Genomic DNA, 24,245 nt, shown 5'->3' on the forward strand with positions numbered 1-24,245 from the left:
GGACCACGGCCGGGCTGGCAGGGGGCGACATCGCACCCCGCATCCCGGTCATCGACAAGGCCGGTCGGCCGGATGGCACCCGGACCCGAAGCGGGCGGCGAACGGGACCTGAAACCCGGCCGATGGATCCGTTCCGAAGGCATCAGGTCCGCCGCAACCTCTCCGGCCCGACCCGTGGCGCCGCCGAAGACGGCCGGGCGGCGGCGTATTGCGCCCTCACACCGTTCGGTCGGCTCTGCCCGTCGAACGTCCGGCATTCGCTCCGGAGGTCCGAGTTCCGCTCCACCAGCCCTCCAACGCGCAGACGATGTCTGGCGGGGCCATCCGGGGCCGCGGCGCGAAGTCCCCTGGAAGGCGGAGTGACGGCCTGTCCGCACGCGTCGGACTGTTTCAGCTAGTCGTCCGAAGTCACCAGCCGGAACTCGACCAGCTCTTGCCGGTCGAGGATGTAGATCTCGCCGGGCGGCGTGCGCATCGCGGGTTCCAGCAGGGCGGGGTCGACGCCCATGGCCCGCAGATGCGCCATGACCTCGGCCTGCCCGCGCTGGATGTCGTTGACGGCCATGAAGGCGGGCAGGAACGTGCTTTCGCCGAAATAGTGCTGATGCACGCCCAGACGGCCGCCTTGGTTTACCGTCCGCTCGACCCCGCCGGCGAAGATGTAGGGACAGGCCGAAAAGCAGATGGCGCTGTCCGCAATGTCGGTGTCGATCTCGCGCTCGCGCAGCTCGCGGCCGATGGCCAGCGCGTCGCGAACCGAACCGCCCGTGCTGTCGAGATTGACGACACGGACAGGCTCGCCAGCCTCAGAACGCCGGGACAGCTCCTGGACCATGCGCTCGGCGTCGCCCGGTGCGATCTGGCCCGAGACGTTCAGGCGGTCGCCGGTTCCATCGAAGGCAAGCCGGTCTGCCATGGGGCGTCCGCGCGGCGCATCGGGACCGGCCGGATGGCGATCTGGCACATAGGGACGCACCGACGGACCCGCGGGCCCCGGAGCCGACGGAAGCCCCGGCCGCGGGACGGCCTGGACAAGATCGATGGCGACGAGAAGGGCCGCGATGCCCGCCTGCACCGCAAGCACGGCCATTATCGCCCGGCGCAGGCCGCGCGCGGAGGACGGCTGCGTGTCGTCCATGGCCTACTCCGCCCCCCTGACCGGAATGGGCTTCGGCCGTGTCAGGTCGCTGGCGCCGGGGACGGGCGCGGCCCGGTCGTCCAGACCCAGCGCGCGGGCGGCCTCGAGCGCGGCGCGCAGCTCGGCCACCGTCATCGTGTCCTGCAGGGCGCTGACGCCCCGGCTGGTCCGGATGGCCTGATGCGTGACCATGAGGATGAAGACCAGAACACCCGGCAACAGGTCGATGGCGATGGCACCCGCCCAGGAGGGCACGAAATTCCCGGCATAGCGGATGACCGCGTCGGCGGCCGAGAGGGGGGTGTATTCGACCTCGGCCGGTTCCGGGCGGGTGGCGACCTGGGTGGCGGCGGCCTCCAGCGTGTCGGCACGGTCGCGAAGCGCCTGCAGCACCGAGGCGATGGTGGCCTCCTGCGACTGGCGCCCGAGCGCCGAGCCCGCATCGAGGGTGGGCAGGACGACCGAGTCGCGCAGATCGCCCGCCGCGCGCACGACCAGGGGCGCGGCGTTCAGCTGGCGCAGGCGCGCCACGATCCCAGAAAGCCGCACCGCCTCTTCCGAAAACAGCAGCGACCGGTTCTCGACGGCCCCCGCCTGAACGGTCAGCGCGCGCATCCGGCTGAGGATCGCATTGCCCTCGGCGAAGGCCTCTTCGACGGCACGGCCCTGGCCTGCGATCTGGTCCTCGAGCGCGGCCAGTTCCGCCGCCTTCTGGGTCAGGATGCGGAACACCGCGCCGCGGCCGGCAAGGCCCGACAGGTTGCCGCCCTCTTCCTGATCGGACAGGCTTTCGAAACTGGCGCGCACGCGGGCGACGTCCCGCGACAGGCTCTGGCCCGCGATGGTGTTGGCATGGGTCCGTTCCAGCGCGGCCTGATAGTCCTGCACCGTATGGGCCAGGTGCTGTTCCACGGCCGCCGCGCCCGCCAGCGCCGCCGCATTCAGCCAGGACGACATCGCGATGATCGCCACGCTGCCCAGGCCCATCGACAGCAGCAATCCCGTCCGCGACGCGGCGCTTCGCATCGCGGGCAGCAGGCGCATCATGTAGGTCCAGAAAACGAAGATCGCGACCGAGACCGCCAGCGAATAGGCAAGTGCCGCGAAGGTCGTCCAGGCGCCGCTGTCATCGAGCAGCGAGCGCACGCCGATATAGGTGTAGATCCCCGAGGCTGCCGCCAGAACGCCCAGCGCCACGCCGGTGAAGCTGTCGAGCCAGGCGAGGTGACCGGTCAATTCGCGTGCGTGCTGGGCCGTGTCGCGGGGGGCCTCTGCGGGGCCGGGGCCTGTGTCGAGGTCCGTGTCGGGCGAACGTGTCACAACGCAATCCTTTCAAGAGGCGACGCAGAGACCATATAGGGCGTAAACCGCTCAGCGCAGGATGCGAAAGCCGGCTCCGGCAGCGTCGGAGGCCGCATCGGCCGGTCCGGTCTCGACCGCGGCGACCCGCGCGGCGGCGGGGCCGTGGCCAAGCGCCTCGACTAGATCCGCCACCGCCCCGGCAGGCCCCGAGACCCACGCCTCGACGCTGCCATCGGCGACATTGCGCACCCAGCCCCAGAGCCCCAGTTCCTCGGCGCGGGCTTGAGTCCAGGCGCGAAACCCCACGCCCTGCACGTGGCCGGTGACGCGAATGCGGATGCTGGTGTGCTCGGTCATCGGTCTCGCCCCTTCTCAAACTTTTCACTTAGCGGGGACGCAATGGGTTTCGAGGCCGGATTGCTAAAGGAGAGACAGGCCTATGCCCACGAGACTGAGGAAGATCCCGATGACCTCGCCGCGAGTCATCCCGAGTCGGTCCGCAACCGCGTCCAGCGTTTCGAGCGAGCTTCGCAGGATGATGGTCATCTGCGACACGCGGCTGAAGACCCGGGTGGCGGGATCGGCGCCCGGAAGTCGGGGCGCCCAGTCGGGCGGGGGACCGATGGCGTCGTTCACAAGCTCGGGAATATCGGCGCCGAAGTCCTCGGCAAGGGACTGATCGGAAATCGCGGTCAGGACCGGCAGAGCCTTTTCGACGATGGCTTTCGCCTCGGGTGTCATTTCCGTCCAGGCCTGCTGCGACAGGATCTGGCGGTTCCGGGCAATCTCGGGATGCGTGGCCCGGACGGCGCGGGCGCCTTCTTCGCAGGCCGCCTGAAGCGCAAGGTTCTCTTCGCTGGGGGGTAGGTCCTCCCGGGCGATCTGACGGGTCAGGGCGGCATGGATCGTGGTCAGGTCCATCTCGATCCGTTGCGGGTCGTTGCCGTATTTCAGAACGGTCCGGCGCAGGACATGTGCCTCGCGCGAGCGTTCCGACAGGCCGTTCGACGGCTTCGCCAAAGCGTCGTCAAGAGCATCCGAGACCTGCGACAACGATGCCCCGAGCAGCCCCGGATTGACGACCGGGACAGGGACCGCCCGGAAGCGCCCCGTCTCGGGCACGAATTCGATCCGTTCGGCCTGTGGTGTCTTTTCCGCCAGATAGCGCGCCTGAAGGCCGGAAATCCTTTCCGCAATTCGCTCCGGTCCGGCTTTCCAGTCTTCGTCGGGAAGGAGGACGACCTGCCGCAGGAAATCCCAGTCGACGGGTCGGCCAGCCAGCATGTCCTCGTACCAGTTCTGCCAGAAGATCCAAGTTCGAGGGCTTTCAGCCCAAAACGATTTCAGGTCTTCATAGTGCTCGCTCAAACCATCTGGTATCTCTCCCTTAATCCACAGAGCCCGGCGAAAAATATCGGCTGGAATTGTTGTGGATAGGGCCTTAAAGTCAGCCATCGCGCTCTCAAGGAAAGCGTATGCTGTTGGGTAAAGGCGCGCGAAGGAAGGCGAAAATCCGTCATGCGAGGCGAAGTAGTCACTCATGCGAACCTGAGGTGATATTGCAAGGAAGGCAAAGGACGCAGCTTCATTCGCACAACGAGGGGATTCTGCTTTCGCAGTCTTGGCAGTATACAGAGTTGCAGATACCGCTGCGTCCGGATTAACGCCAAAGAACCTCGAGCTGGTAGAATCTCTGCTTTTAAAAAGCAAATCTTCAGCGCGCCTAGCCGCAAAAGAGAGATCATGACGATCTTTAACCGCGATAGCCGCAGCATTCATTACAGCGCGAAACATTGGAAGCGTCAATTTGCGGAGCACCGTGTTGCTCTCTCGCGCTAAAGCCGGGAAGGAGCGCAAAGCACATCTGGTCGCGAAGGCCACCTGAACTTCATGCGGCTGGTCCTTCAACCAAGCCTTGGTGCTTTCGCCGTCGCCAATAGACATCCTCTCCTCCCTGCACGGCGCAGTCTGCGGTCCCCCCGCTGCCTGATCAAGTCGGGGAAGTGCGGCCTTTGCATCAGCCTCCGCATCCTACACCTGCCGCCCACCTCAACAGCCGGCGTGCGTCTCGGCCCGGATGTGGTATATCTGGCCTTCGCACCGTTCTCTCCCAGCCCCCGGCCCGCCCGGAGGGGCGCCCTGAAACAGCCCATTGACCGGCTTCGAAATCCACCGCATATCCGCCCGCATGACCGAGCTCAGATACATCCGCAACTTCTCCATCGTGGCCCATATCGACCACGGGAAATCGACCCTTGCCGACCGGCTGATCCAGCTGACCGGCACCGTCGCCGAACGCGACATGAAGGAGCAGTTGCTCGACTCGATGGATATCGAGCGCGAGCGCGGCATCACCATCAAGGCCAACACCGTCCGGATCGAATATCCGGCGAAGGACGGCCAGATCTATGTGCTGAACCTGATCGACACGCCCGGCCATGTGGACTTCGCCTATGAGGTCAGCCGGTCGATGCGCGCGGTCGAGGGCTCGCTGCTGGTCGTCGATGCGACCCAGGGGGTCGAGGCGCAGACGCTGGCGAACGTCTATACCGCCATCGAGGCCGATCACGAGATCGTCCCGGTCCTGAACAAGATCGACCTTCCGGCGGCCGAGCCCGAGCGGGTGGCCGAACAGATCGAGGACGTGATCGGCATCGACGCTTCGAACGCGATCCGGATCTCGGCCAAGACCGGGCTTGGCATCCCGGACGTGCTGGAGGCCATCGTCACCCGCCTGCCGCCGCCCCATGAGGGTGACCGGACGAAGCCGCTGAAGGCGCTGCTGGTCGACAGCTATTACGATGCCTATCTGGGCGTCGTGGTTCTGGTGCGGATCATCGACGGGGTGCTGAAGAAAGGCGACCGCATCCGCATGATGAAGACGGGCGGCATCTATCCGGTGGACCGGATCGGGGTCTTCCGGCCCGCCATGCAGAACGTGGACGAGCTGGGCCCGGGCGAGATCGGCTTTCTGACCGCCTCGATCAAGCAGGTCCGCGACACCCGCGTCGGCGACACGGTGACGACCGAGAAGAAGGGCTGCGAGACGCCGCTTCCGGGGTTCAAGCCCAGCCAGCCGGTGGTCTTCTGCGGGCTGTTCCCGGTCGATACCAACGATTTCGACGATCTGCGCGATGCCATCGAGAAACTGGCGCTGAATGACGCCTCCTTCACCTATGAGATGGAGACTTCGGCGGCGCTGGGCTTCGGCTTCCGCTGCGGGTTCCTCGGGCTTTTGCACCTTGAGGTCGTGCGCGACCGGCTGGAGCGGGAATACGGGATCGACCTGATCACCACGGCGCCCTCGGTGATCTACAAGATCCACATGAAGGACGGCGAGGTGCGCGAGCTGCACAACCCGGCCGACATGCCCGACCTGACCTATGTCGACCACATCCAGGAGCCGCGGATCAAGGCCACGATCCTCGTGCCCGACGAGTTCCTGGGCGACGTGCTGAAGCTGTGCCAGGACCGCCGGGGCGAGCAGCTGGACCTGACCTATGCGGGCTCGCGCGCGATGGCGGTCTACGATCTCCCGTTGAACGAGGTGGTGTTCGACTTCTACGACCGGCTCAAGTCGGTGACCAAGGGCTATGCCAGCTTCGACTACCAGATCTCGGGCTATCGCGAGGATTACCTCGTGAAGATGCAGATCCTCGTCAATGACGAGCCGGTCGATGCGCTGTCGGTGATGGTCCACCGCGACCGCGCCGAAATGCGCGGCCGGGCGATGTGCGAGAAGCTGAAGGAGCTGATCCCGCGCCACATGTTCAAGATCCCGATTCAGGCGGCGATCGGCGGCCGGGTGATCGCGCGCGAGACCATCGCGGCGCTGCGCAAGGACGTGACCGCGAAATGCTATGGCGGCGACGCGACGCGAAAGCGCAAGCTTCTGGACAAGCAGAAGGCCGGCAAGAAGAAGATGCGCCAGTTCGGCAAGGTCGAGATCCCGCAGCAGGCCTTCATCAACGCGCTGAAGATGGACGACTGAGCCCGGGTGTCGACTGCGCCTCGCGCCCGGCCCTCTGGGACCGGACCGGAACCGGACAGGAACCGGACGCGCGCGCGAGGCGCGGTGCCGACTGCGTGAGGCCCGGCCCTGGCACTGGACCTCGGCCCCGACTTGGGCCATACCAATTCCAAACCGGTCAGGAGGAACGCATGGGCGTGGTCGACAGTTTTCTCAGCTACGTGACCTGGTGGAACGGGCAGACCGTGAACACCCGGATCTGGACCGCGCGCAACGGCCAGAAGGTCGGTGAGGACGGGCAGGGCAATATCTTCTACCGCTCGAAGGACGGCAAGCGGCGCTGGGTGATCTATAACGGCGAGGTCGAGGCAAGCCGGATTTCCCCCGAATGGCACGGCTGGCTGCACCACACCTATGACGCGCCCCCGACCGAGGCGCCGCTGCCGCACAAGGCCTGGGAAAAGCCCCACAAGGAAAACCTGACAGGCACGCCCCTGGCCTATGCGCCCCCGGGCTCGATCCGCCGGCCCGAGCCCGAGCCGCGGCGCGATTACGAGGCCTGGCAACCGGAATAAACACGATATGGCAGAGAACAGCGCGACCGAAATCCTGACCGGCGCCGCCGTGCTGGCGGTGGCCGCAGGCTTTTTCGTCTATGCCTCGAATGCGACGGGCATGATCGGCAATGCCGCCCAGGACCATTACGAACTGACCGCCAGCTTCCGCTCGGCCGAGGGGGTGTCGGTGGGTACCGATGTGCGGCTGGCCGGGGTCAAGGTCGGCACCGTGACCGCACTTGACCTGAACCCGCAGACCTTCCGCGCCGATGCCCGGTTTTCGGTGAAGACCGGGATCGAGATCCCGGATGACAGCACCGCTGCGGTCGCGTCCGAAGGGCTTCTGGGCGGGACCTTCCTCGAACTGGTGCCGGGCGGCTCGCCCTTCAACCTGGACCCGGGCGCCGAGGTGATCGACACCCAGGGCGCGGTCGGGCTGATTTCGCTGCTGATGAAATTCGTCGGCGGCAGCGGCGGGTCGGATGCGGCCGATGCCGGAGACGACGCGGCCAGCACGGGCGGGGGTGCCGGGCAATGATCCGAGCGGCGCTGGCGGCCTCGCTTCTGACGCTGGCGGCGCTGCCCGCGCTGGCCCAGCAGCAGTGGAGCCCCGACGGCTGGACCCCGGATGGCTGGTCGGTCGAGCCGCTGGAGGACATGCCCCATGCCGACGAGATGATGGAGGGGCTCGGGCTCGATCAGACCCAGCTGGCGGGCCGCCCGCTGCCGCTGGTGAGCCGCCCCGACCCGCTGGTGATGCAGGAACACCGGACCGAGACCCGGACCGCTGCGGTGACCGCGACCGCGCCCCATGGCGCGGTGCTGCGGGGGCTCGACAAGCTGTCGGGCGACACGGTCGACCTGACGCTGGCACCGGGAGAGACCGGCCGGGTCTGGCGGCTGACGGTGAAACTGGACGAATGCCGCTTTCCGGCCGACAACCCGGCCTCGGACGCCTTCGCCTATCTCGACATTTCCGACCCGACCCGGAACAGCCACCTGTTTTCGGGCTGGATGATCGCGTCGAGCCCGGCGCTGAACCCTCTCGACAATTCGCGCTACGACGTCTGGGTGCTGCGCTGCAAAAGCAGCTGAGCCGCGGGGAGGGGCCCCGCCCGGTCGAAATTCGCGCCCCGGTTCACGGCGCGTTCCAGCCGTAGCAGATAGTCGTCGCGCTCGATCTCGATGGCGCCGAGGCTGGCCAGATGGTCGGTCAGGAACTGCGTGTCAAAGAGCGTGAACCCCCCGATCCTGAGCCGGTCGACCAGATAGGCCAGCGCCACCTTCGAGGCGTCGGTGCGGCGCGAGAACATGCTTTCGCCGAAGAAGGCCGCGCCCAGCGTGACGCCGTAAACCCCTCCCACCAGTTCCTCGTTCTGCCAGACCTCCATCGTATGGGCGTGGCCCAGCTCGAAAAGCTGCCGGTACAGGCGGTAGATCTCGTCGTTGATCCAGGTCTCGGGGCGGCTGGCGCAGCCCTGCACCACGCCCTCGAAGGCGGTATCGGCGCGGATCTCGAACCGGCCCCGGCGGATCGTGCGGGCGAGGCTTTTCGAGATATGGAAGCCGTCGAGCGGGAAGATGCCGCGCTTGCGCGGATTGACCCAGAAGATGCGCGGGTCATGACGCGACTCGGCCATGGGGAAAATCCCCATGGCATAGGCTCTGAGCAGGGTCAGTGGCGTCAGGCGTTCGGCATCCATCATCGCTCCCGTGGCCGGGGGCGCGCCGGTCAGAGCTCGGGTCCGGACTCCAGCCAGCGTTCCAGCCAATGGATATTGTAAGCGCCGCGCTGGATGTCCGGTTCCATCAGCAGGGCCCGGAACAGCGGCGCCGTGGTCTCGACCCCATCGACGATCAGCTCGCCCAGCGCGCGGTCGAGCCGGGCCAGAGCCTCGGTCCGGTCGCGGCCGTGGACGATCAGCTTGCCGATCAGGCTGTCGTAATAGGGCGGGATCGAATAGCCGTCATAAAGCGCCGAATCCATCCGCACGCCCAGCCCGCCCGGGGCGTGATAGGCCGTGATCTTGCCGGGGCAGGGCGCGAAGTTCGGCAACCGTTCGGCATTGATCCGCACCTCGACCGCATGGCCGTTCAGCTGCAGATCGTCCTGACCGAAGGACAGCGGCAGGCCTTCGGCCACGCGGATCTGTTCGCGCACCAGATCGACGCCGAAGATCGCCTCGGTGACCGGGTGTTCGACCTGAAGACGGGTGTTCATCTCGATGAAGTAGAACTCGCCATCCTCAAAGAGAAACTCGATGGTCCCGGCGCCGGAATAGCCGATCCGGGCCACAGCGTCGGCGCAGACCTTGCCGATGCGGGCGCGGGTCTCGGGGTCGATGACGGGGCCGGGGGCTTCTTCCAGAACTTTCTGGTGGCGGCGCTGCAGCGAGCAGTCGCGTTCCCCCAGATGGACCGCATTGCCCTTGCCGTCGCCGAAGACCTGGATCTCGATATGGCGGGGCCGCCCGAGATATTTCTCGATATAGACCTCGTCATTGCCGAAGGCCGATTTCGCCTCGGCCCGCGCGGTCTGGAAGGCCTGTTCCAGATCCTCGGCGGTCTTGGCCAGCTTCATGCCGCGCCCGCCGCCGCCGGCGGTGGCCTTGATGATGACCGGATAGCCGATCTCGGCCGCGACCGTCTTCGCCGTCTCGAGGTCCGGCACGCCACCGTCCGACCCGGGCACGCAGGGCACGCCCAGTGCCTTCATGGTCTCCTTGGCGGTGATCTTGTCGCCCATCATCCGGATATGCTCGGCCGAGGGACCGATGAAGGTCAGGCCGTGATCCTCGACGATCTGCACGAAGCGGGCGTTCTCGGACAGGAAGCCGTAGCCCGGGTGGATCGCCTGGGCGCCGGTGATTTCGCAGGCCGAAATGATCGAGGGAATGGACAGATAGCTTTCGGTGCCGGGGGGCGGGCCGATGCAGACGCTTTCGTCGGCCATGCGCACATGCATGGCATCGGCATCGGCGGTCGAATGCACCGCGACCGAATGGATGCCCATCTCGCGGCAGGCCCGGATCACGCGGAGCGCGATCTCTCCGCGGTTGGCGATGAGGATCTTGTCGAACATGACCCGCGGCGTCCTACTCGATGATCATCAGCGGCGTGCCGAATTCGACCGGCGCTGAATCCTCGATCAGGATGCGCTTGACGGTCCCGGCGCGCGGGGCGGGGATGTGGTTCATCGTCTTCATGGCTTCGACGATCAGCAGGGTCTGGCCCTCGGTCACGGTCTCGCCGACCTTGACGAACGGGTCCGAGCCGGGCTCGGGCTGCAGATAGGCGGTGCCGACCATCGGCGAGGTGACGGCGCCCGGATGCTGCGCCGGGTCCTCGACGCTGACCTCGACGGTGGCGCCGGGGGCGGCCGCGGCGGGGGCCGGGGCATAGGCCGGCATCTGCATCGCCGGGGCGTGCGCGACGACCGGGGCCGGCTGCGAGCGCGATACCCGCACATCCAGCGAGTCGTCCTCGCCGTATTCGCGCTTGACCTGCAGTTCGGTCAGGTCGTGTTCGCGCAGAAGCTCGGCCAGCGCCTGGATGAAGGCGACGTCCGCCTCGTGGGAAGTCTTGGTCATGCCTGTCCTCGATCGGTCGCGCGGCCCCAGGCCCATGGGCGGGGCCGCGGTAAGAATTGGGGCGCTTATACGCGAGGGAAAACCCCATGGAAAGGCGGTGCGGCCGGTTTTCGCGGCCCGCCGCGCCGACATGCGAGCGCCCGGCCGTCAGACGCATCGGGCCGTTCGGCGGCCCCGCGACCCGCCCTGCGACAGTGCGTGCGGGACAAGGGGCGCCTTTTCCTTGGGCAGATGGACCCGCGCACGGCCCGGAATTGGGGCAAAACGGCAGGCTGAAAAATTTACCTTTTGATAAAATCCGGGGTTGTGGCAGGCTTGCCCGAAGACAGGAAGACAGGGAGGGCCGGAATGGCCAATTCGCCACTGACCCCGGGCGTCGTTCCCGGGCGTCTGCAGCCAGACGACTATACCCGGAACTTTGCCGACAAGGCGCCGCCGCTGACCGCGCATGAGGCCGCGGTTGCCGCGGATCGCTGTTATTTCTGCCATGATGCGCCTTGCGTCACGGCCTGTCCCACCGCCATCGACATCCCGCTGTTCATCCGCGAGATCGCGACCGGGGCGCCTGCCGCGGCGGCGCGGACGATCTTCGAACAGAACATCTTGGGCGGCATGTGCGCGCGGGTCTGTCCGACCGAACAGCTGTGCGAGGAGGCCTGCGTGCGGATGACCGCCGAGGCCCGCCCGGTCGAGATCGGGCGCTTGCAGCGCTTTGCCACCGACACGCTGATGACGCGCGAGGGTCACCCCTTCGTCCGCGCGGCGCCGACGGGGCGGCGGATCGCCGTGGTGGGGGCGGGGCCCGCGGGGCTGGCCTGCGCGCACCGGCTGGCGATGAAGGGCCATGAGGTGCAGCTATTCGACGCACGGCCCAAGGCGGGCGGGCTGAACGAATATGGCATCGCGGCCTACAAGACCGTCAACGACTATGCCCAGGCCGAGGTCGCCTGGCTGATGGGGATCGGCGGAATCGCCGTCACGAACGGCAAGGCGCTGGGCCGCGACATGACGCTGGACGAGCTGCGCGCGGGCCATGACGCGGTCTTCCTCGCGATCGGGCTGGGCGGCGTCAACGCGCTTCGGGCCGAGGGCGAGGACAAGGCGCAGGTGGTGGATGCGGTCGATTTCATCGCCCGGCTGCGCCAGGCCGAGGATCTGTCGACCATTCCGGTCGGGCGCCATGTGGTGGTGATCGGCGGCGGCATGACGGCGGTCGACGCGGCGGTGCAGTCCAAGCTTCTGGGGGCGGAATCCGTCACAATGGTCTATCGGCGGGACCGCGCGGCGATGAGCGCCTCGGAAGAGGAACAGCATCTGGCCAGTTCCAAGGGCGTGCGGATCGTGACGGGCGCGGCGCCCTTGCGCCTGCTGGGCGAGGGCGCGGTCGAGGCAGTGGAATTCGCCTATACCCGCGAAACCGACACCGGGCTGGAACTGACGGACGAGACCTTCCGGATCCGGGCCGATCAGGTCTTCAAGGCCATCGGGCAGAAGCTTGAGGGCGCGCCCGAGGGGATCGCGCTTTCGGGCCGCAAGATCGCGGTGACCGGGCCGGGGCGGACGTCGTTGCCCTTGGTCTGGGCCGGGGGCGACTGCGCCACCGGGGGCGACGATCTGACGGTGACGGCGGTGGCCGAGGGCCGCGACGCCGCCGAGGACATTCACGCAACGCTGATGGCGGAGGGCTGATCCATGGCCGATCTTTCCTGCGATTTCGTGGGCATCAAAAGCCCGAACCCGTTCTGGCTGGCCTCGGCGCCGCCCACCGACAAGGAATACAATGTTCGCCGCGCCTATGAGGCGGGCTGGGGCGGCGTGGTCTGGAAGACGCTGGGCGAGGACGGCGCACCGGTCGTGAACGTCAACGGCCCCCGCTATGGCGCGATCTACGGCGCCGACCGGCGGCTTCTGGGGCTGAACAATATCGAGCTGATCACCGACCGGCCACTGGAAGTGAACCTGCGCGAGATCACGACGGTCAAGCGCGACTATCCCGACCGGGCACTGGTGGTGTCGCTGATGGTGCCCTGTGAGGAAAACGCCTGGAGGCGCATCCTCGCGCGGGTCGAGGAAACCGGCACCGACGGGGTCGAGCTGAACTTCGGCTGTCCGCACGGGATGAGCGAACGCGGCATGGGCTCGGCCGTGGGGCAGGTGCCCGAATATGTCGAGATGGTCACCCGGTGGTGCAAGCAGATGACCCGGATGCCGGTGATCGTGAAGCTCACGCCCAACATCACCGATATCCGCCTGGCCAGCCGCGCCGCCCATAAGGGGGGCGCCGATGCGGTCAGCCTCATCAACACCATCAACTCGATCACCTCGGTCGATCTGGACCTGATGGCGCCCGAGCCCACCATCGACGGCAAGGGCACCCATGGCGGCTATTGCGGCCCGGCGGTCAAACCCATCGCGCTGAACATGGTGTCCGAGATCGCCCGCGACCCGGCGACCCGGGGCCTGCCGATCTCCGGCATCGGCGGGGTGACCACCTGGAAGGACGCGGCCGAGTTCATGGCGCTGGGGGCGGGCAACGTGCAGGTGTGCACGGCGGCGATGACCTACGGCTTCCGGATCGTGCAGGAGATGATCGCGGGGCTGTCGGACTGGATGGACCGCAAGGGCCATGCGCGGCTTGAGAATTTCGTCGGCATGGCGGTGCCGAACGTGACCGACTGGCAGTATCTGAACCTCAACTACATCGCCAAGGCGCAGATCGACGCCGAAACCTGCATCAAATGCGGCCGCTGTTATGCCGCCTGCGAGGATACCAGTCATCAGGCCATCGAGATGACGGCGGACCGGTCGTTCGTGGTGAAGGACGAAGAGTGCGTGGCCTGCAATCTTTGCATCGACGTCTGCCCGGTGGAGGGCTGCATCGAGATGCGTCAGCTGGCGCCGGGCGAAATAGACCCGCGCACCGGAATGGAAGTGCCGGCGAGTTATGCCAACTGGACGACCCACCCCAACAATCCCGGGCGAAAAAGCGCCGCGGAGCAGGGGTTGGAGTAGGTCAGACTTCTATGTCAAGCTGGCGCGGGGCCGGCTCGGACGTGTCCCCGGCCATCTCGACCCGCCAGAAGACGGAGGCTTCGTTCTGGCGCCGCTCGGCTTCAAGCTGAAGCGGCGTCGTATCGAAGGCGGGCGGCGGCCCGGCAGGGCGGTCGGGATCGGGCGCAGGAAATTCCTGACGCATCGGCGTCTGGCCGCGTTGGCCGGTTTCCGAACGGGTCTGGCTTGAACCGCCGCCAGATCCGGCAGCAGCCACCGGCGCCGTCGGCGCCGCAGGGGCGACAATGGTAGGCGCTACGTCATGCGCGCCTCCCACCGAAATGGGAGCGATAAATTGCATTTCACCCAAGCTCCAGCTCAGGCCCCCACCACCATCAGGAAATATGCACGAGACAGGGGGTCTTGAGAAGATCCCGGCGGCAGGTTTCTGATCTCAAGGTTAACGCCCGCCGCGCCTCGTCAGGGGGTCAGCAAGCGGCTAAACAGGGTCGCCAGATAGCGGTCGGCGCCGTCGAACGGATCGTCCTTGCCTGGGCCCAGAACCGCCCGCACCTGCACGTCGAAATCGGCGTAATGCTGGGTCAGCGCCCAGATCGAGAAGATCAGGTGATAGGGATCGACCGGCGCGATCCGGCCCTCGCGTGCCCAGCCGGAAATCACTGCGGCGGTCTGGTCGACCAGGGTCTTCAATTCGCCTTCAAGCGTTGGCCGGATCCGTTCGGCCCCTTGCAGGATCTCGTTGGCGAAAAGCCGACTTTCGCGCGGAAAATCGCGACTGAGCAACAGTTTGCGGTGCACGTAGCCCAGGATTTCGTCGAGCGGCTCGCCGCCGGGGTCAAGCGCGCGCAGCGGCGCGAGCCAGGTGTCCATCAGCCCCGCCAGCAAGGCCTCGTGCATCGCCTCCTTGGAGGGGAAGTAGTACAGCAGGTTCGGCTTCGACAGACCCGCGGCCTGCGCGATCTGATCCAGCGTCGCCCCGCGAAATCCGTGCTGCGAGAACACCTCCAGTGCCGCCCCGAGAATGGTCTCGCGATTCCGCTGCTGGATCCGGGTGCGGGGCGGGGTGTCGGTCATGCGCGCCACCGGAATTTGCCTGATCCGTTAATTCCACTTTCCATAGGTTGCGCAAAATCCCATCATTCCCGGGCGAAAATCGCCACTCGGTCGGACACTGAGAGAACGACTCGGGCCGGGGCCGGAGCCGTCCGCTTGACTGGTTCCCGACCTCTGCTAGCGTGCCCCTGACCGTTTGGTCAAATGTTTTGGGTCTTTCGCCTTTGCGCGGGCGAAGGGCCATAATTCAAGGGGGTCCCCCATGGCGCTCGATCGCAATTCCGGTCCCAACGACCTGTCGGCTTTCTGGATGCCGTTCACCGCGAACCGGCAATTCAAGACGGCGCCGCGAATGCTGGTGGGCGCAGAAGGCATGTATTACCGCACCGCCGACGGTCGCCAGGTGCTGGACGGCACGGCGGGGCTGTGGTGCTGCAACGCGGGCCATTGCCGGCCGAAGATCACCGAGGCGATCCAGAAGCAGGCGGCCGAGCTTGACTATGCGCCGGCCTTCCAAATGGGCCACCCCAAGGCGTTCGAACTGGCCAGCGCGGTGCGCGACATGGCGCCGAAGGGCATGGATCACGTGTTCTTCACCAATTCCGGGTCGGAATCGGTCGAAACCGCTCTCAAGATGGCCATCGCCTATCACCGGGCGCGGGGCGACGGCGCGCGCACCCGCCTGATCGGGCGCGAGCGCGGCTATCACGGGGTGAACTTCGGCGGCATCTCGGTCGGCGGGATCGTCAGCAACCGCAAGATGTTCGGCAGCCTGCTGACCGGCGTCGACCACCTGCCGCATACCCATCTGCCGGAGCAGAACGCCTTTACCCGCGGCCAGCCCGAACATGGCGTCCATCTGGCGGACGAGCTGGAACGGATCGTGGCGCTGCATGGCGCCGAGACCATCGCCGCGGTGATCGTCGAGCCGATGTCGGGCTCGACCGGCGTGCTGCTGCCGCCCAAGGGCTATCTGGAAAAGCTGCGCGCGATCACGAAGAAACACGGCATCCTGCTGATCTTCGACGAGGTCATCACCGGGTTCGGGCGGCTTGGGTCGTCCTTCGCGGCCGAGCATTTCGGGGTGCTTCCCGACATGATGACCACCGCCAAGGGCCTGACCAACGGGGTGATCCCGATGGGCGCGGTGCTGACCACCTCCGAGGTGCATGACGCCTTCATGCAGGGCCCCGAGCACATGATCGAGTTCTTCCACGGCTATACCTATTCCGGGAACCCGATCGCCTCGGCCGCGGGGCTGGCGACGCTTCAGACCTATCGCGAGGAAGGGTTGTTCGAGAATGCCGCGGCACTGGCGCCCTATTGGGAGGATGCCCTGCACGCGCTGAAGGGCTTGCCGCATGTGATCGACATCCGCAACATGGGCCTGATCGGCGCGGTCGAGCTGGAACCCATCGCGGGCGAACCGACCAAGCGGGCCTTCGCCGCGTTCCTCGATGCCTTCGAGAAGAACCTGATGATCCGGACCACCGGCGACATCATCGCCATGTCGCCGCCCCTGATGATCAACAAGGCCCAGATCGACGAACTTTTCGGCAAGCTGACCGATGTTCTCAAGGCGCTGGACTGAGCCTTTCCAGCAGCGCGCCCGCCGGAGCGGACCGGCGGGCGCAATGGCTGCGGCGGATGTCCCGGGTCGTCCGGGACCCGCTGCGGGCTTATTGGGCCGGGGCTTCGAGCGGCTCGGCCGGGGCCGGGGCCGCTTCGGCCGGCGCTTCGGCCTCTGCCGGAGCCGCGGTGTCGGCGGCGGGCGCCGCGACCGCGGCGACTTCGGCTTCGGTCCCGGCTTTCGGGCTGGGATCGGCCTTGTTCAGCTCGTAGCCGAGTCCGAACACGCCGATCAGGGCCACGAGGCCCAGCATCCATTTGAACTGGTCTTTCAGAATTTCCAAGGTCACGACCTCCCGAGGGGAATTGTGAATGCCGGGCCGAGGCCCGGCCAGATGAGGAAACGCCCCGCGGACGCGGGACGCCCGAATGTAACCGCCGGACAGACGAAGAATATTGTCCCTGACGCCGCACCTGCCCGTGCCGGGCAAGGCGGCGCTCCGAGGCACTGACGGCAAGACCGAATGACAGGTGAGGTAAGAACGATGACAGCCCCAGGTGAGAATCTGCGCATCAACGGCGACCGGCTCTGGGACAGCCTGATGGAGATGGCCAAGGTCGGCCCCGGCATCGCCGGCGGCAACAACCGCCAGACGCTGACCGATGCCGATGCCGAGGGCCGCGCCCTGTTCCAGAGCTGGTGCGAGGAGGCCGGCCTGACGATGGGCGTCGACCGGATGGGGACGATGTTCGCGACGCGCGCGGGCGCGGACGCGGACGCGCTGCCGGTCTATGTGGGCAGCCATCTCGACACCCAGCCCACCGGCGGAAAATATGACGGGGTGCTGGGGGTTCTGGGCGCGCTGGAGGCGGTGCGCACGATGAACGATCTCGGGATCCGGACGAAGCATCCCATCGTCGTCACCAACTGGGCCAACGAGGAAGGCGCGCGCTTTGCCCCCGCCATGCTGGCCTCGGGCGTCTTCGCGGGGGTGCACAGCCTCGACTATGCCTATGGCCGCAAGGATCTCGAGGGGCTCAGCTATGGCGACGAGCTGGCCCGGATCGGCTGGAAGGGCGAGGAAGAGGTCGGCGCCCGCAAGATGCATGCCTATTACGAGCTGCATATCGAGCAGGGCCCGATCCTCGAGGCCGAGGGCAAGGAAATCGGGGTCGTCACCCATTGCCAGGGGCTGTGGTGGCTGGAATTCACCCTGACGGGCCGCGAGGCGCATACCGGCTCGACGCCGATGGCGATGCGGGTGAATGCGGGGCTGGCGGCGGCGCGCATCTTCGAGATGGTGCAGGAGGTCGCGATGGCGGCCCAGCCCAATGCCGTGGGCGGCGTGGGGCAGATGCAGTTCTCGCCCAATTCGCGCAACGTGCTGCCGGGGACCGTGGTCTTCACCGTCGACATCCGCACCCCCGATCAGGCCAAGCTCGACCGGATGCGGGCCGAGATCGAGACCCGCGCGGCGGTGATCTGCGAGGATCTGGGCGTCGGTTGTTCGGTCGAGCCGGTGGGCCATTTCGACCCCGTGACCTTCACCCCCGATCTGGTGGGCGCGGTCCGGAGCGCGGCCGAGAAGCTCGGTTATTCGCATATGGATATCGTTTCGGGGGCGGGGCACGATGCCTGCTGGGCCGCCAAGGTCGCGCCCACAACCATGATCATGTGCCCCTGCGTAGGCGGGCTCTCGCATAACGAGGCCGAGGAAATCTCGAAGGACTGGGCTGCGGCCGGGGCCGACGTGCTTTGCCACGCGGTGCTGGAGACGGCGGGGATCGTCGAGTGAGGTTTGCTGCGACCTGCTTCGTAGCGCTAATGCTCTACTCACCCGTTTTTGCGTTCAGTGCTGGCGGAGGGGGAGAGGGAGGCTACGGTATTTCTGCTCCCCAAGAAATTGAAAGTGAAGCTAAACTACTTCGAGAGAGCTTTGAAGCTTCGAGTTTGCAGGCCCTCATGGATCAGCAGATATTGGGCACCCTTTGCGAAAATCACGTTTGTGGAACGCTTTCGGAAACCCAGGCAAGCCGACTGCTGGATCGTGCCGTTTCTGAAAAGCGGTACGCCCATGAGCAGAAAGCCCGGAACGAAGCGAAGTGGATGACAAGAGTGGGAGTCGGCTTCACGGCAATCGGTCTGCTGATTGCTTGGCTTGCATACCGGCAAAGCCAAGAGGCGGACAGACGCTCTGTGCGCAACGAGGTGGAAATCGAACACCTGAAAGCGCCGGAGAAAAAATAGACGCAGGGAGAAAGACATGAGCACGGTTATCAGGAACGGCACCATCGTGACCGCCGATCTGACCTATGAGGCGGATGTGCTGATCGAGGGCGGAAAGATCGCCGCGATCGGCCCCGATCTTTCCGGCGACGAGGTGCTGGATGCCTCCGGCTGCTATGTGATGCCGGGCGGGATCGACCCGCATACCCATCTGGAAATGCCCTTCATGGGCACCTATTCCTCGGACGATTTCGAATCCGGCACGCGCGCGGCTCTGGCGGGCGGCACGACGATGGTGGTCGATTTCGCGCTGCCCTCGCCGGGGCAGGGGCTCCTGGATGCGCTGAAGATGTGGGACAACAAGTCGACGCGCGCGCATTGCGACTATTCCTTCCACATGGCGATCACCTGGTGGGACAAGCAGGTCTTCGACGAGATGGAGACGGTGGTGAAAGAGCGCGGCATCACCACCTTCAAGCATTTCATGGCCTACAAGGGCTCGCTGATGGTGAATGACGACGAGATGTTCGCCTCGTTCCGCCGCTGCGCCGAGCTGGGGGCCATTCCGCTGGTCCATGCCGAGAATGGCGATGTCGTGGCCGAGCTGTCGGCGAAGTTGCTGGCCGAGGGCAACAATGGCCCCGAGGCCCATGCCTATTCGCGCCCGCCCCAGGTCGAGGGTGAGGCGACCAACCGCGCGATCATGATTGCCGACATGGCGGGCGTGCCGCTTTACGTGGTGCATGTCTCTTGCGAGGAGAGCCATGAGGCGATCCGGCGCGCGCGGATGCAGGGCAAACGGGTCTGGGGCGAGCCGCTGATCCAGCACCTGACGCTGGACGAGAACGAATATTTCAACGCCGACTGGGACCATGCAGCGCGCCGCGTGATGTCGCCGCCCTTCCGGAACCGCCAGCATCAGGACAGCCTTTGGGCGGGGCTCGCCTCGGGCTCGCTGTCTTGCGTGGCGACGGACCATTGCGCCTTCACCACCGATCAGAAACGTTATGGGGTTGGCGATTTCACCAAGATCCCGAACGGCACCGGCGGGCTTGAGGACCGGCTTCCGATGCTTTGGACCTATGGCGTCGGCACCGGGCGGATCACACCCAACGAATTCGTGGCGGTGACCTCGACCAATATCGCCAAGATCCTCAACGTCTATCCCCGGAAAGGCGCGGTGCTGGTCGGCGCGGATGCCGATCTGGTGGTCTGGGACCCCGAAAAGACCAAAACCATCGGCGCCGCGACCCAGCAATCTGCCATCGATTACAACGTCTTCGAGGGCAAGGAGGTCAAAGGGCTGCCTCGCTATACGCTGACCCGTGGTCGCGTCGCCGTCGCCGATGGCGAGATGAAGCCGCAGGAAGGCTGGGGCGAATTCGTCAAGCGCCCGCCGAATGGCGCCGTCAACAAGGCGCTGTCGTCCTGGAAGGCGCTGACCGCGCCGCGGGCCATCGAGCGGGCGGGCATTCCGGCCAGCGGCGTCTGACGCTACGGTCCCCTTTGCGAGAGGGCGGGCGCGGGGGATCCTCGCGCCCGGATGTGAGGGGCGGGGCCGCGCGGGTGCGTGCGCCTTGCAGGCAAGGGACGTGACGTGAAGACACCGGTCATCAAGGCAGAGAACGTCGATCTGGTGTTCCAGACCGGCGACGGGTCCGTGCAGGCATTGAGCGATGTGTCGCTTGATGTGGGGCGCGGCGAGTTCGTGAGTTTCATCGGCCCCTCGGGCTGCGGCAAGACCACCTTCCTGCGCTGTGTGGCGGCGCTGGAACATCCGACCGGCGGCAGCCTCAGCGTCAACGGGATGAGCCCCGACAATGCCCGCAAGGAACGCAGCTATGGCTATGTCTTCCAGGCGGCGGGGCTTTACCCTTGGCGGACGATTGCGCGCAACATCCGGTTGCCGCTGGAAATCATGGGCTATCCGAAGGCCGAACAGGCGGCGCGGGTGCAGAAGGTGCTGGAGCTGGTCGACCTGGCGGGCTTCGGCAACAAGTTTCCCTGGCAGCTGTCGGGCGGCATGCAGCAGCGGGCCAGCATCGCCCGGGCGCTGGCCTTCGATGCCGATATCCTGCTGATGGACGAACCCTTCGGCGCGCTGGACGAGATCGTGCGCGACCATCTGAACGAACAGCTTCTGGCGCTGTGGGCGCGGACCGGCAAGACCTGCCTGTTTGTCACCCATTCGATCCCCGAGGCGGTTTATCTCTCGACAAAGATCGTAGTGATGAGCCCGCGCCCGGGGCGGATCGCCGATGTGATCGACAGCCCGCTGCCGAAAGAGCGACCGCTCGACATTCGCGACACGCCGGAATTTCTGGAAATCGCCCATCGCGTCCGCGAGGGGCTGCGCGCGGGGCATGCCTATGACTAGGAAACAGCGTCTGACGGGGGCGGGGCTGGCCGGGCTGTGGCTGGCGGTCCTGCTGGTCTGGGTCTTCCTGCCCTCGGTGATGGCGGTGCCGGTGCTAGGGTGGGGTTTGTTTCTTGTGGTCCTGGCGCCTCTGGTCTGGGGCATGCACCTGCTGGCCCGGCGGCTGGCCCGCAAGGGGCGGCGCGATGCGTAGCGTTCTGCCGATCCTGACGGTGGTGCTGGCGATCCTCGCGCTGTGGTACGGGGCGGCGGTGGCACTGAATGCGCGCTGGACGCTCGATCAGGCGGCGCGCGCGGGGCAGGAGCTGACGCTCGGCCAGATCGTGTCGGATACGCTGCAGCAAGAGCGCCCGAAGCTGCCCGCGCCCCATCAGGTGGGGGCCGAGCTTTGGAAGACGACCGGGGCGATGGCGCTGGAGGGGCGGGCCTTTTCCAAGCGCAGCCTGATCTATCACGGCTGGGTCACGCTGTCGGCCACGTTGCTGGGCTTTGCCATCGGTGCGGGCGCGGGCATCCTGCTGGCGGTGGGCATCGTTCATAACCGCGCGATGGACCGCAGCGTGATGCCCTGGGCCATCGCCTCGCAGACCATCCCGATCCTCGCGATCGCGCCGATGATCATCGTGGTGCTGAATTCCATCGGCATCACCGGGCTGGTGCCCAAGGCCATCATCTCGGCGTACCTCTCGTTCTTCCCGGTCGCGGTCGGCATGGTGAAGGGGCTGCGCAGCCCCGATGCGATGGATCTCGACCTGATGAAGACCTGGGGCGCGCGTGCGGGCCAGGTGTTCTGGAAACTGCGCTGGCCCTCGTCGATGCCCTATCTCTTTACCTCGCTGAAGGTCGCGATGGCCGCGAGCCTCGTCGGTGCCATCGTGGGCGAGCTTCCCACGGGCGCGATCCGGGGCCTTGGCGCGCGGCTGCTGGCGGGCAGCTATTACGGCCAGACGGTGCAGATCTGGAGCGCGCTTTTCGGCGCCGCGATCCTCGCCGCTTTGCTGGTCGGGCTGGTGGGGCTCGCGCAGCGGATCACGCTGAAACGGATGGGGATGGCACGATGAGCTGGGTTCTCGGGGCGCTGGGCTTCTGGGCCGCCGCCTGGGCGCTGAATGTGCGGCTGGCGCGGCTGCGCAATACGCGCACGCTGGGCCTTTTGATGCCCGCGCTGTTCGGTCTGACCCTGCTGGTGGTCTGGGAGGGGCTCGTGCGCGGCCTGAACGTGCCGGGCGTGATCCTGCCGCCGCCCTCGGCCATCGGGGCGCGGATCGCGACCAGCCTGCCGGTGCTCTGGGCCGATTTCGTCCAGACCTTCGTCAAGGGCGCGCTGTCGGGCTATGTGCTGGGCTGCGGCGCGGGGGTGCTGAGCGCCATTGCCATCGACCGCTCGCCCTTCCTGCAACGCGGGCTGCTGCCGGTCGGCAATTTCATCGCGGCCCTGCCCATCGTCGGGACCGCGCCGATCCTCGTGATGTGGTTCGGCTTCGACTGGCAGTCGAAGGCGGCGGTGGTCGTCGCCATGGTCTTCTTCCCGGTGCTGGTGAACACCCTCCAGGGGCTTTCGGCGGCCGATGCCATGCAACGCGACCTGATGAAGACCTATTCCGCAAGCTACCTGCAGACGCTGACCAAGCTGAGGCTGCCCGCGGCCATGCCCTTCATCTTCAACGGGCTGAAGATCGCCACCACGCTGGCCCTGATCGGGGCCATCGTGGCCGAATTCTTCGGCAGCCCGATCCGGGGCATGGGCTTCCGGATCTCGACCGAGGTCGGGCGGCTCGCGCTTGACATGGTCTGGGCCGAGATCGCCGTGGCGGCCCTGGCTGGGTCCGCCTTTTACGGCGCGGTGGCGGCGTGCGAACGCGCCGTCACCTTCTGGCACCCGTCGCAACGGGGCCTTTGACAACAAGCAAGGGGCGAATGACCCCACAGGAGGTAAGGATGGACGTGAAACTGACGGGGGCGCTGGCCGCGCTTCTTCTGGGGACCGGGTCGGCGCAAGCTGCCGACGAGGTCACGCTGCAGCTCAAATGGGTGACCCAGGCCCAGTTCGCGGGCTATTACGTGGCGCTCGACAAGGGCTTTTACGACGAGGAAGACCTTGATGTGACCATCAAGCCCGGCGGGCCCGATATCGCGCCGAGCCAGGTGATCGCGGGCGGCGGGGCCGATGTGATGATCGACTGGATGCCCTCGGCGCTGGCCGCGCGCGAGAAAGGGCTGCCGATCGTCAACATCGCCCAGCCCTACAAGTCCTCGGGCATGATGCTGACCTGCCTGAAGGAAACTGGGGTCGAAAGCCCCGAGGATTTCCCGGGCCGCACGCTGGGGGTCTGGTTCTTCGGCAACGAATATCCCTTCCTCAGCTGGATGGCGCATCTTGGCATTCCGACCGACGGGTCCGAGGGCGGCGTGACCGTGCTGAAACAGGGCTTCAACGTCGATCCGTTGTTGCAGAAGCAGGCCGACTGCATCTCGACCATGACCTATAACGAATACTGGCAGGTGATCGACGCGGGGATCGCGCCCGAGGAACTGATCACGTTCAAATACGAGGATCAGGGCGTCGCCACGTTGGAAGACGGGTTGTACGTGCTGGAGGAAAAGCTGGACGATCCGGCCGAGGTCGACAAGCTGGTGCGCTTCGTGCGGGCCTCGATGAAGGGCTGGAAATGGGCCGAGGCCAATCCCGAAGAGGCCGCGATGATCGTGCTCGACCATGACGAGACCGGGGCGCAGACCGAAAAGCACCAGATCCGGATGATGGGCGAGGTCGCCAAGCTGACCGCGGGCTCTAATGGCGCGCTCGATCCCGAGGATTACCGGCGCACGGTCGATACGCTGCTGGCAGGCGGGTCGGACCCGGTCATCACAAGGGAACCCGAGGGCGCCTGGACCCATGTCGTCACCGATGCCGCGCTGCACTAGACGGCGCGGCCATATGCAGGCCGGGCGGGTCCCGGCGCGCCGCGATGACGCGGTGGCCGGGCCTCCGCCTGTCTTGATCGGAATCAAGGATGTGTTTTACTGAACGGTGTAGTTCAGTTTCGGCGGGTCGGGACACCCGCCAAGGAAGGGAGAGAGCAATGCGGAACATCACGAAGGTCAAGGGACTGCTGCTTGGGATCGGTCTGGTGGCGGTGCTTGCGGGCTGTGCCAAGGAGCCCGAGGAATGCGAACCGGGCGTGAGCACCATCAGCGACATGGCGACGGTCACGGCGCCCGGGTGCTGAAACGCCTTGCCGGCCGGAGGCCGGGGTGTCATTCGACAGTAAAAGGGCCGGTGGATGACCACCGGCCCTTTTCTTTCAAAACCTTCGGGGCGGATCAGTCCGTGTTCATCCTGTTATTGATCAGCTCGTCGACGACCGAAGGGTCGGCGAGGGTCGAGATGTCTCCGAGGGAGCCGAAATCGTTCTCGGCGATCTTGCGCAGGATCCGGCGCATGATCTT

General features: G+C 66.3%; 26 protein-coding genes. 16 read left to right on the forward strand and 10 right to left on the reverse strand.

The annotated features are described in order from the left end of the window. Window positions 1-394 precede the first annotated feature (394 nt). The 4 genes from C8N38_RS09225 to C8N38_RS21105 form a co-directional block, all read right to left on the reverse strand. Window positions 395-916, reverse strand: a complete 522-nt coding sequence (locus C8N38_RS09225; RefSeq protein ID WP_245895632.1) for a COG3904 family protein — start codon at window positions 914-916, stop codon at window positions 395-397. A 225-nt stretch (window positions 917-1,141) separates the two neighbouring features. Further along, entirely contained in the window at window positions 1,142-2,458 is a 1,317-nt protein-coding gene (locus C8N38_RS09230) for a hypothetical protein (protein ID WP_425440032.1), read from the reverse strand. Between the two features lie 51 nt (window positions 2,459-2,509). Then, window positions 2,510-2,797 (reverse strand): acylphosphatase, encoded by a 288-nt coding sequence (locus tag C8N38_RS09235; protein WP_108026383.1) that lies wholly within the window; start codon window positions 2,795-2,797, stop codon window positions 2,510-2,512. 63 nt (window positions 2,798-2,860) lie between these two features. After that, window positions 2,861-4,384, reverse strand: a complete 1,524-nt coding sequence (locus C8N38_RS21105; protein ID WP_146176250.1) for a hypothetical protein — start codon at window positions 4,382-4,384, stop codon at window positions 2,861-2,863. A 244-nt stretch (window positions 4,385-4,628) separates the two neighbouring features. Between C8N38_RS21105 and lepA the strand changes: the two genes are divergently transcribed. From lepA to C8N38_RS21865, 4 genes are all read left to right on the forward strand, one after another. Beyond that, window positions 4,629-6,431, forward strand: coding sequence for a translation elongation factor 4 (gene lepA, locus C8N38_RS09245; RefSeq protein ID WP_108026483.1), 1,803 nt, complete (start codon window positions 4,629-4,631; stop codon window positions 6,429-6,431). Between the two features lie 170 nt (window positions 6,432-6,601). Then, a complete protein-coding gene (locus C8N38_RS09250) occupies window positions 6,602-6,985 on the forward strand; it encodes an NADH:ubiquinone oxidoreductase subunit NDUFA12 (protein WP_108026389.1) in 384 nt (127 codons plus the stop codon). Between the two features lie 7 nt (window positions 6,986-6,992). Then, complete coding sequence (mlaD, locus tag C8N38_RS09255; RefSeq protein ID WP_108026392.1) at window positions 6,993-7,505, forward strand: outer membrane lipid asymmetry maintenance protein MlaD; 513 nt, start codon at window positions 6,993-6,995, stop codon at window positions 7,503-7,505. After that, window positions 7,502-8,062 carry a DUF2155 domain-containing protein gene (locus C8N38_RS21865; RefSeq protein ID WP_245895633.1) on the forward strand — a complete coding sequence of 187 codons (561 nt, stop codon included), beginning with the start codon at window positions 7,502-7,504 and terminating at the stop codon, window positions 8,060-8,062. Before mlaD ends, C8N38_RS21865 begins: the two co-directional genes overlap by 4 nt. On the opposite strand, the gene aat is transcribed toward C8N38_RS21865, so the two are convergent. Genes aat through accB form a run of 3 tightly spaced genes read right to left on the reverse strand, consistent with a single transcriptional unit; the run spans window position 8,026 to window position 10,557 of the window. Continuing rightward, window positions 8,026-8,670 carry a leucyl/phenylalanyl-tRNA--protein transferase gene (gene aat, locus C8N38_RS09265; protein WP_108026395.1) on the reverse strand — a complete coding sequence of 215 codons (645 nt, stop codon included), beginning with the start codon at window positions 8,668-8,670 and terminating at the stop codon, window positions 8,026-8,028. The two genes, C8N38_RS21865 and aat, sit on opposite strands and share 37 nt — an antisense overlap. Before the next feature lie 29 nt (window positions 8,671-8,699). Then, window positions 8,700-10,049, reverse strand: a complete 1,350-nt coding sequence (accC, locus tag C8N38_RS09270; RefSeq protein WP_108026398.1) for an acetyl-CoA carboxylase biotin carboxylase subunit — start codon at window positions 10,047-10,049, stop codon at window positions 8,700-8,702. A gap of 13 nt (window positions 10,050-10,062) precedes the next feature. Then, entirely contained in the window at window positions 10,063-10,557 is a 495-nt protein-coding gene (gene accB / locus C8N38_RS09275) for an acetyl-CoA carboxylase biotin carboxyl carrier protein (protein WP_108026401.1), read from the reverse strand. 348 nt (window positions 10,558-10,905) lie between these two features. Here accB and C8N38_RS09280 point away from each other — a divergent pair, with 348 nt between their 5' ends. Together C8N38_RS09280 and preA are read left to right on the forward strand one after the other, a co-directional pair. Further along, window positions 10,906-12,246, forward strand: a complete 1,341-nt coding sequence (locus C8N38_RS09280) for an NAD(P)-dependent oxidoreductase (RefSeq protein WP_108026404.1) — start codon at window positions 10,906-10,908, stop codon at window positions 12,244-12,246. 3 nt (window positions 12,247-12,249) lie between these two features. Beyond that, window positions 12,250-13,569 carry an NAD-dependent dihydropyrimidine dehydrogenase subunit PreA gene (gene preA / locus C8N38_RS09285; protein ID WP_108026407.1) on the forward strand — a complete coding sequence of 440 codons (1,320 nt, stop codon included), beginning with the start codon at window positions 12,250-12,252 and terminating at the stop codon, window positions 13,567-13,569. Between the two features lies 1 nt (window position 13,570). Here the strand turns inward: preA and C8N38_RS09290 are convergent, their stop codons facing one another. Both C8N38_RS09290 and C8N38_RS09295 read right to left on the reverse strand, forming a co-directional pair. Further along, on the reverse strand, window positions 13,571-13,753 hold the full coding sequence (locus C8N38_RS09290) for a hypothetical protein (protein WP_108026410.1): 183 nt from the start codon (window positions 13,751-13,753) through the stop codon (window positions 13,571-13,573). A 275-nt stretch (window positions 13,754-14,028) separates the two neighbouring features. Further along, complete coding sequence (locus C8N38_RS09295; protein WP_108026413.1) at window positions 14,029-14,643, reverse strand: TetR family transcriptional regulator C-terminal domain-containing protein; 615 nt, start codon at window positions 14,641-14,643, stop codon at window positions 14,029-14,031. A 241-nt stretch (window positions 14,644-14,884) separates the two neighbouring features. Here C8N38_RS09295 and aptA point away from each other — a divergent pair, with 241 nt between their 5' ends. After that, complete coding sequence (gene aptA / locus C8N38_RS09300; RefSeq protein ID WP_108026416.1) at window positions 14,885-16,213, forward strand: omega-aminotransferase AptA; 1,329 nt, start codon at window positions 14,885-14,887, stop codon at window positions 16,211-16,213. Between the two features lie 88 nt (window positions 16,214-16,301). On the opposite strand, the gene C8N38_RS21635 is transcribed toward aptA, so the two are convergent. Continuing rightward, complete coding sequence (locus C8N38_RS21635) at window positions 16,302-16,535, reverse strand: hypothetical protein (RefSeq protein WP_181497963.1); 234 nt, start codon at window positions 16,533-16,535, stop codon at window positions 16,302-16,304. 201 nt (window positions 16,536-16,736) lie between these two features. On the opposite strand from C8N38_RS21635, the gene C8N38_RS09310 reads away from it, so the two are divergent. The 9 genes from C8N38_RS09310 to C8N38_RS21395 all read left to right on the forward strand — a co-directional run bounded on the left by C8N38_RS09310 (window position 16,737) and on the right by C8N38_RS21395 (window position 24,025). Beyond that, window positions 16,737-17,987 (forward strand): Zn-dependent hydrolase, encoded by a 1,251-nt coding sequence (locus C8N38_RS09310; protein ID WP_108026419.1) that lies wholly within the window; start codon window positions 16,737-16,739, stop codon window positions 17,985-17,987. Then, window positions 17,984-18,439 carry a hypothetical protein gene (locus C8N38_RS21110; RefSeq protein ID WP_146176251.1) on the forward strand — a complete coding sequence of 152 codons (456 nt, stop codon included), beginning with the start codon at window positions 17,984-17,986 and terminating at the stop codon, window positions 18,437-18,439. Before C8N38_RS09310 ends, C8N38_RS21110 begins: the two co-directional genes overlap by 4 nt. A gap of 16 nt (window positions 18,440-18,455) precedes the next feature. Next, window positions 18,456-19,910 (forward strand): dihydropyrimidinase, encoded by a 1,455-nt coding sequence (gene hydA, locus C8N38_RS09315; RefSeq protein ID WP_108026422.1) that lies wholly within the window; start codon window positions 18,456-18,458, stop codon window positions 19,908-19,910. Window positions 19,911-20,015: 105 nt separating this feature from the next. Beyond that, a complete protein-coding gene (locus C8N38_RS09320) occupies window positions 20,016-20,795 on the forward strand; it encodes an ABC transporter ATP-binding protein (RefSeq protein ID WP_245895635.1) in 780 nt (259 codons plus the stop codon). Beyond that, window positions 20,788-20,988, forward strand: coding sequence for a hypothetical protein (locus tag C8N38_RS09325; protein ID WP_108026428.1), 201 nt, complete (start codon window positions 20,788-20,790; stop codon window positions 20,986-20,988). The genes C8N38_RS09320 and C8N38_RS09325 overlap by 8 nt, the downstream gene beginning before the upstream one ends. Beyond that, on the forward strand, window positions 20,981-21,856 hold the full coding sequence (locus tag C8N38_RS09330) for an ABC transporter permease (protein WP_108026431.1): 876 nt from the start codon (window positions 20,981-20,983) through the stop codon (window positions 21,854-21,856). The genes C8N38_RS09325 and C8N38_RS09330 overlap by 8 nt, the downstream gene beginning before the upstream one ends. Beyond that, window positions 21,853-22,695 carry an ABC transporter permease gene (locus tag C8N38_RS09335; protein ID WP_108026434.1) on the forward strand — a complete coding sequence of 281 codons (843 nt, stop codon included), beginning with the start codon at window positions 21,853-21,855 and terminating at the stop codon, window positions 22,693-22,695. Before C8N38_RS09330 ends, C8N38_RS09335 begins: the two co-directional genes overlap by 4 nt. 38 nt (window positions 22,696-22,733) lie before the next feature. Continuing rightward, window positions 22,734-23,720 carry an ABC transporter substrate-binding protein gene (locus C8N38_RS09340; RefSeq protein ID WP_108026437.1) on the forward strand — a complete coding sequence of 329 codons (987 nt, stop codon included), beginning with the start codon at window positions 22,734-22,736 and terminating at the stop codon, window positions 23,718-23,720. Window positions 23,721-23,878: 158 nt separating this feature from the next. Continuing rightward, window positions 23,879-24,025: a hypothetical protein gene (locus C8N38_RS21395; protein WP_158272331.1), complete on the forward strand. Its 147-nt coding sequence runs from the start codon at window positions 23,879-23,881 to the stop codon at window positions 24,023-24,025. Window positions 24,026-24,245 lie beyond the last annotated feature (220 nt).

Source organism: Rhodovulum kholense (genome assembly GCF_003053725.1).
GTDB lineage: Bacteria > Pseudomonadota > Alphaproteobacteria > Rhodobacterales > Rhodobacteraceae > Rhodovulum > Rhodovulum kholense.

What these genes read in the sequence shown, in the direction of transcription:
- C8N38_RS09330 (WP_108026431.1), top strand. Translation starts at nt 20,981, where the DNA reads ATGCGTAGCGTTCTGCCGATCCTGACGGTGGTGCTGGCGATCCTCGCG.
- accC (WP_108026398.1), bottom strand. Translation starts at nt 10,049, where the DNA reads ATGTTCGACAAGATCCTCATCGCCAACCGCGGAGAGATCGCGCTCCGC.
- C8N38_RS21395 (WP_158272331.1), top strand. Translation starts at nt 23,879, where the DNA reads ATGCGGAACATCACGAAGGTCAAGGGACTGCTGCTTGGGATCGGTCTG.
- aptA (WP_108026416.1), top strand. Translation starts at nt 14,885, where the DNA reads ATGGCGCTCGATCGCAATTCCGGTCCCAACGACCTGTCGGCTTTCTGG.
- C8N38_RS21865 (WP_245895633.1), top strand. Translation starts at nt 7,502, where the DNA reads ATGATCCGAGCGGCGCTGGCGGCCTCGCTTCTGACGCTGGCGGCGCTG.
- C8N38_RS09225 (WP_245895632.1), bottom strand. Translation starts at nt 916, where the DNA reads ATGGCAGACCGGCTTGCCTTCGATGGAACCGGCGACCGCCTGAACGTC.
- hydA (WP_108026422.1), top strand. Translation starts at nt 18,456, where the DNA reads ATGAGCACGGTTATCAGGAACGGCACCATCGTGACCGCCGATCTGACC.
- mlaD (WP_108026392.1), top strand. Translation starts at nt 6,993, where the DNA reads ATGGCAGAGAACAGCGCGACCGAAATCCTGACCGGCGCCGCCGTGCTG.
- C8N38_RS09310 (WP_108026419.1), top strand. Translation starts at nt 16,737, where the DNA reads ATGACAGCCCCAGGTGAGAATCTGCGCATCAACGGCGACCGGCTCTGG.
- accB (WP_108026401.1), bottom strand. Translation starts at nt 10,557, where the DNA reads ATGACCAAGACTTCCCACGAGGCGGACGTCGCCTTCATCCAGGCGCTG.
- lepA (WP_108026483.1), top strand. Translation starts at nt 4,629, where the DNA reads ATGACCGAGCTCAGATACATCCGCAACTTCTCCATCGTGGCCCATATC.
- C8N38_RS09280 (WP_108026404.1), top strand. Translation starts at nt 10,906, where the DNA reads ATGGCCAATTCGCCACTGACCCCGGGCGTCGTTCCCGGGCGTCTGCAG.
- C8N38_RS09290 (WP_108026410.1), bottom strand. Translation starts at nt 13,753, where the DNA reads ATGCGTCAGGAATTTCCTGCGCCCGATCCCGACCGCCCTGCCGGGCCG.
- C8N38_RS09335 (WP_108026434.1), top strand. Translation starts at nt 21,853, where the DNA reads ATGAGCTGGGTTCTCGGGGCGCTGGGCTTCTGGGCCGCCGCCTGGGCG.
- preA (WP_108026407.1), top strand. Translation starts at nt 12,250, where the DNA reads ATGGCCGATCTTTCCTGCGATTTCGTGGGCATCAAAAGCCCGAACCCG.
- aat (WP_108026395.1), bottom strand. Translation starts at nt 8,670, where the DNA reads ATGGATGCCGAACGCCTGACGCCACTGACCCTGCTCAGAGCCTATGCC.
- C8N38_RS09325 (WP_108026428.1), top strand. Translation starts at nt 20,788, where the DNA reads ATGACTAGGAAACAGCGTCTGACGGGGGCGGGGCTGGCCGGGCTGTGG.
- C8N38_RS09235 (WP_108026383.1), bottom strand. Translation starts at nt 2,797, where the DNA reads ATGACCGAGCACACCAGCATCCGCATTCGCGTCACCGGCCACGTGCAG.
- C8N38_RS21105 (WP_146176250.1), bottom strand. Translation starts at nt 4,384, where the DNA reads ATGTCTATTGGCGACGGCGAAAGCACCAAGGCTTGGTTGAAGGACCAG.
- C8N38_RS09295 (WP_108026413.1), bottom strand. Translation starts at nt 14,643, where the DNA reads ATGACCGACACCCCGCCCCGCACCCGGATCCAGCAGCGGAATCGCGAG.
- C8N38_RS09250 (WP_108026389.1), top strand. Translation starts at nt 6,602, where the DNA reads ATGGGCGTGGTCGACAGTTTTCTCAGCTACGTGACCTGGTGGAACGGG.
- C8N38_RS09340 (WP_108026437.1), top strand. Translation starts at nt 22,734, where the DNA reads ATGGACGTGAAACTGACGGGGGCGCTGGCCGCGCTTCTTCTGGGGACC.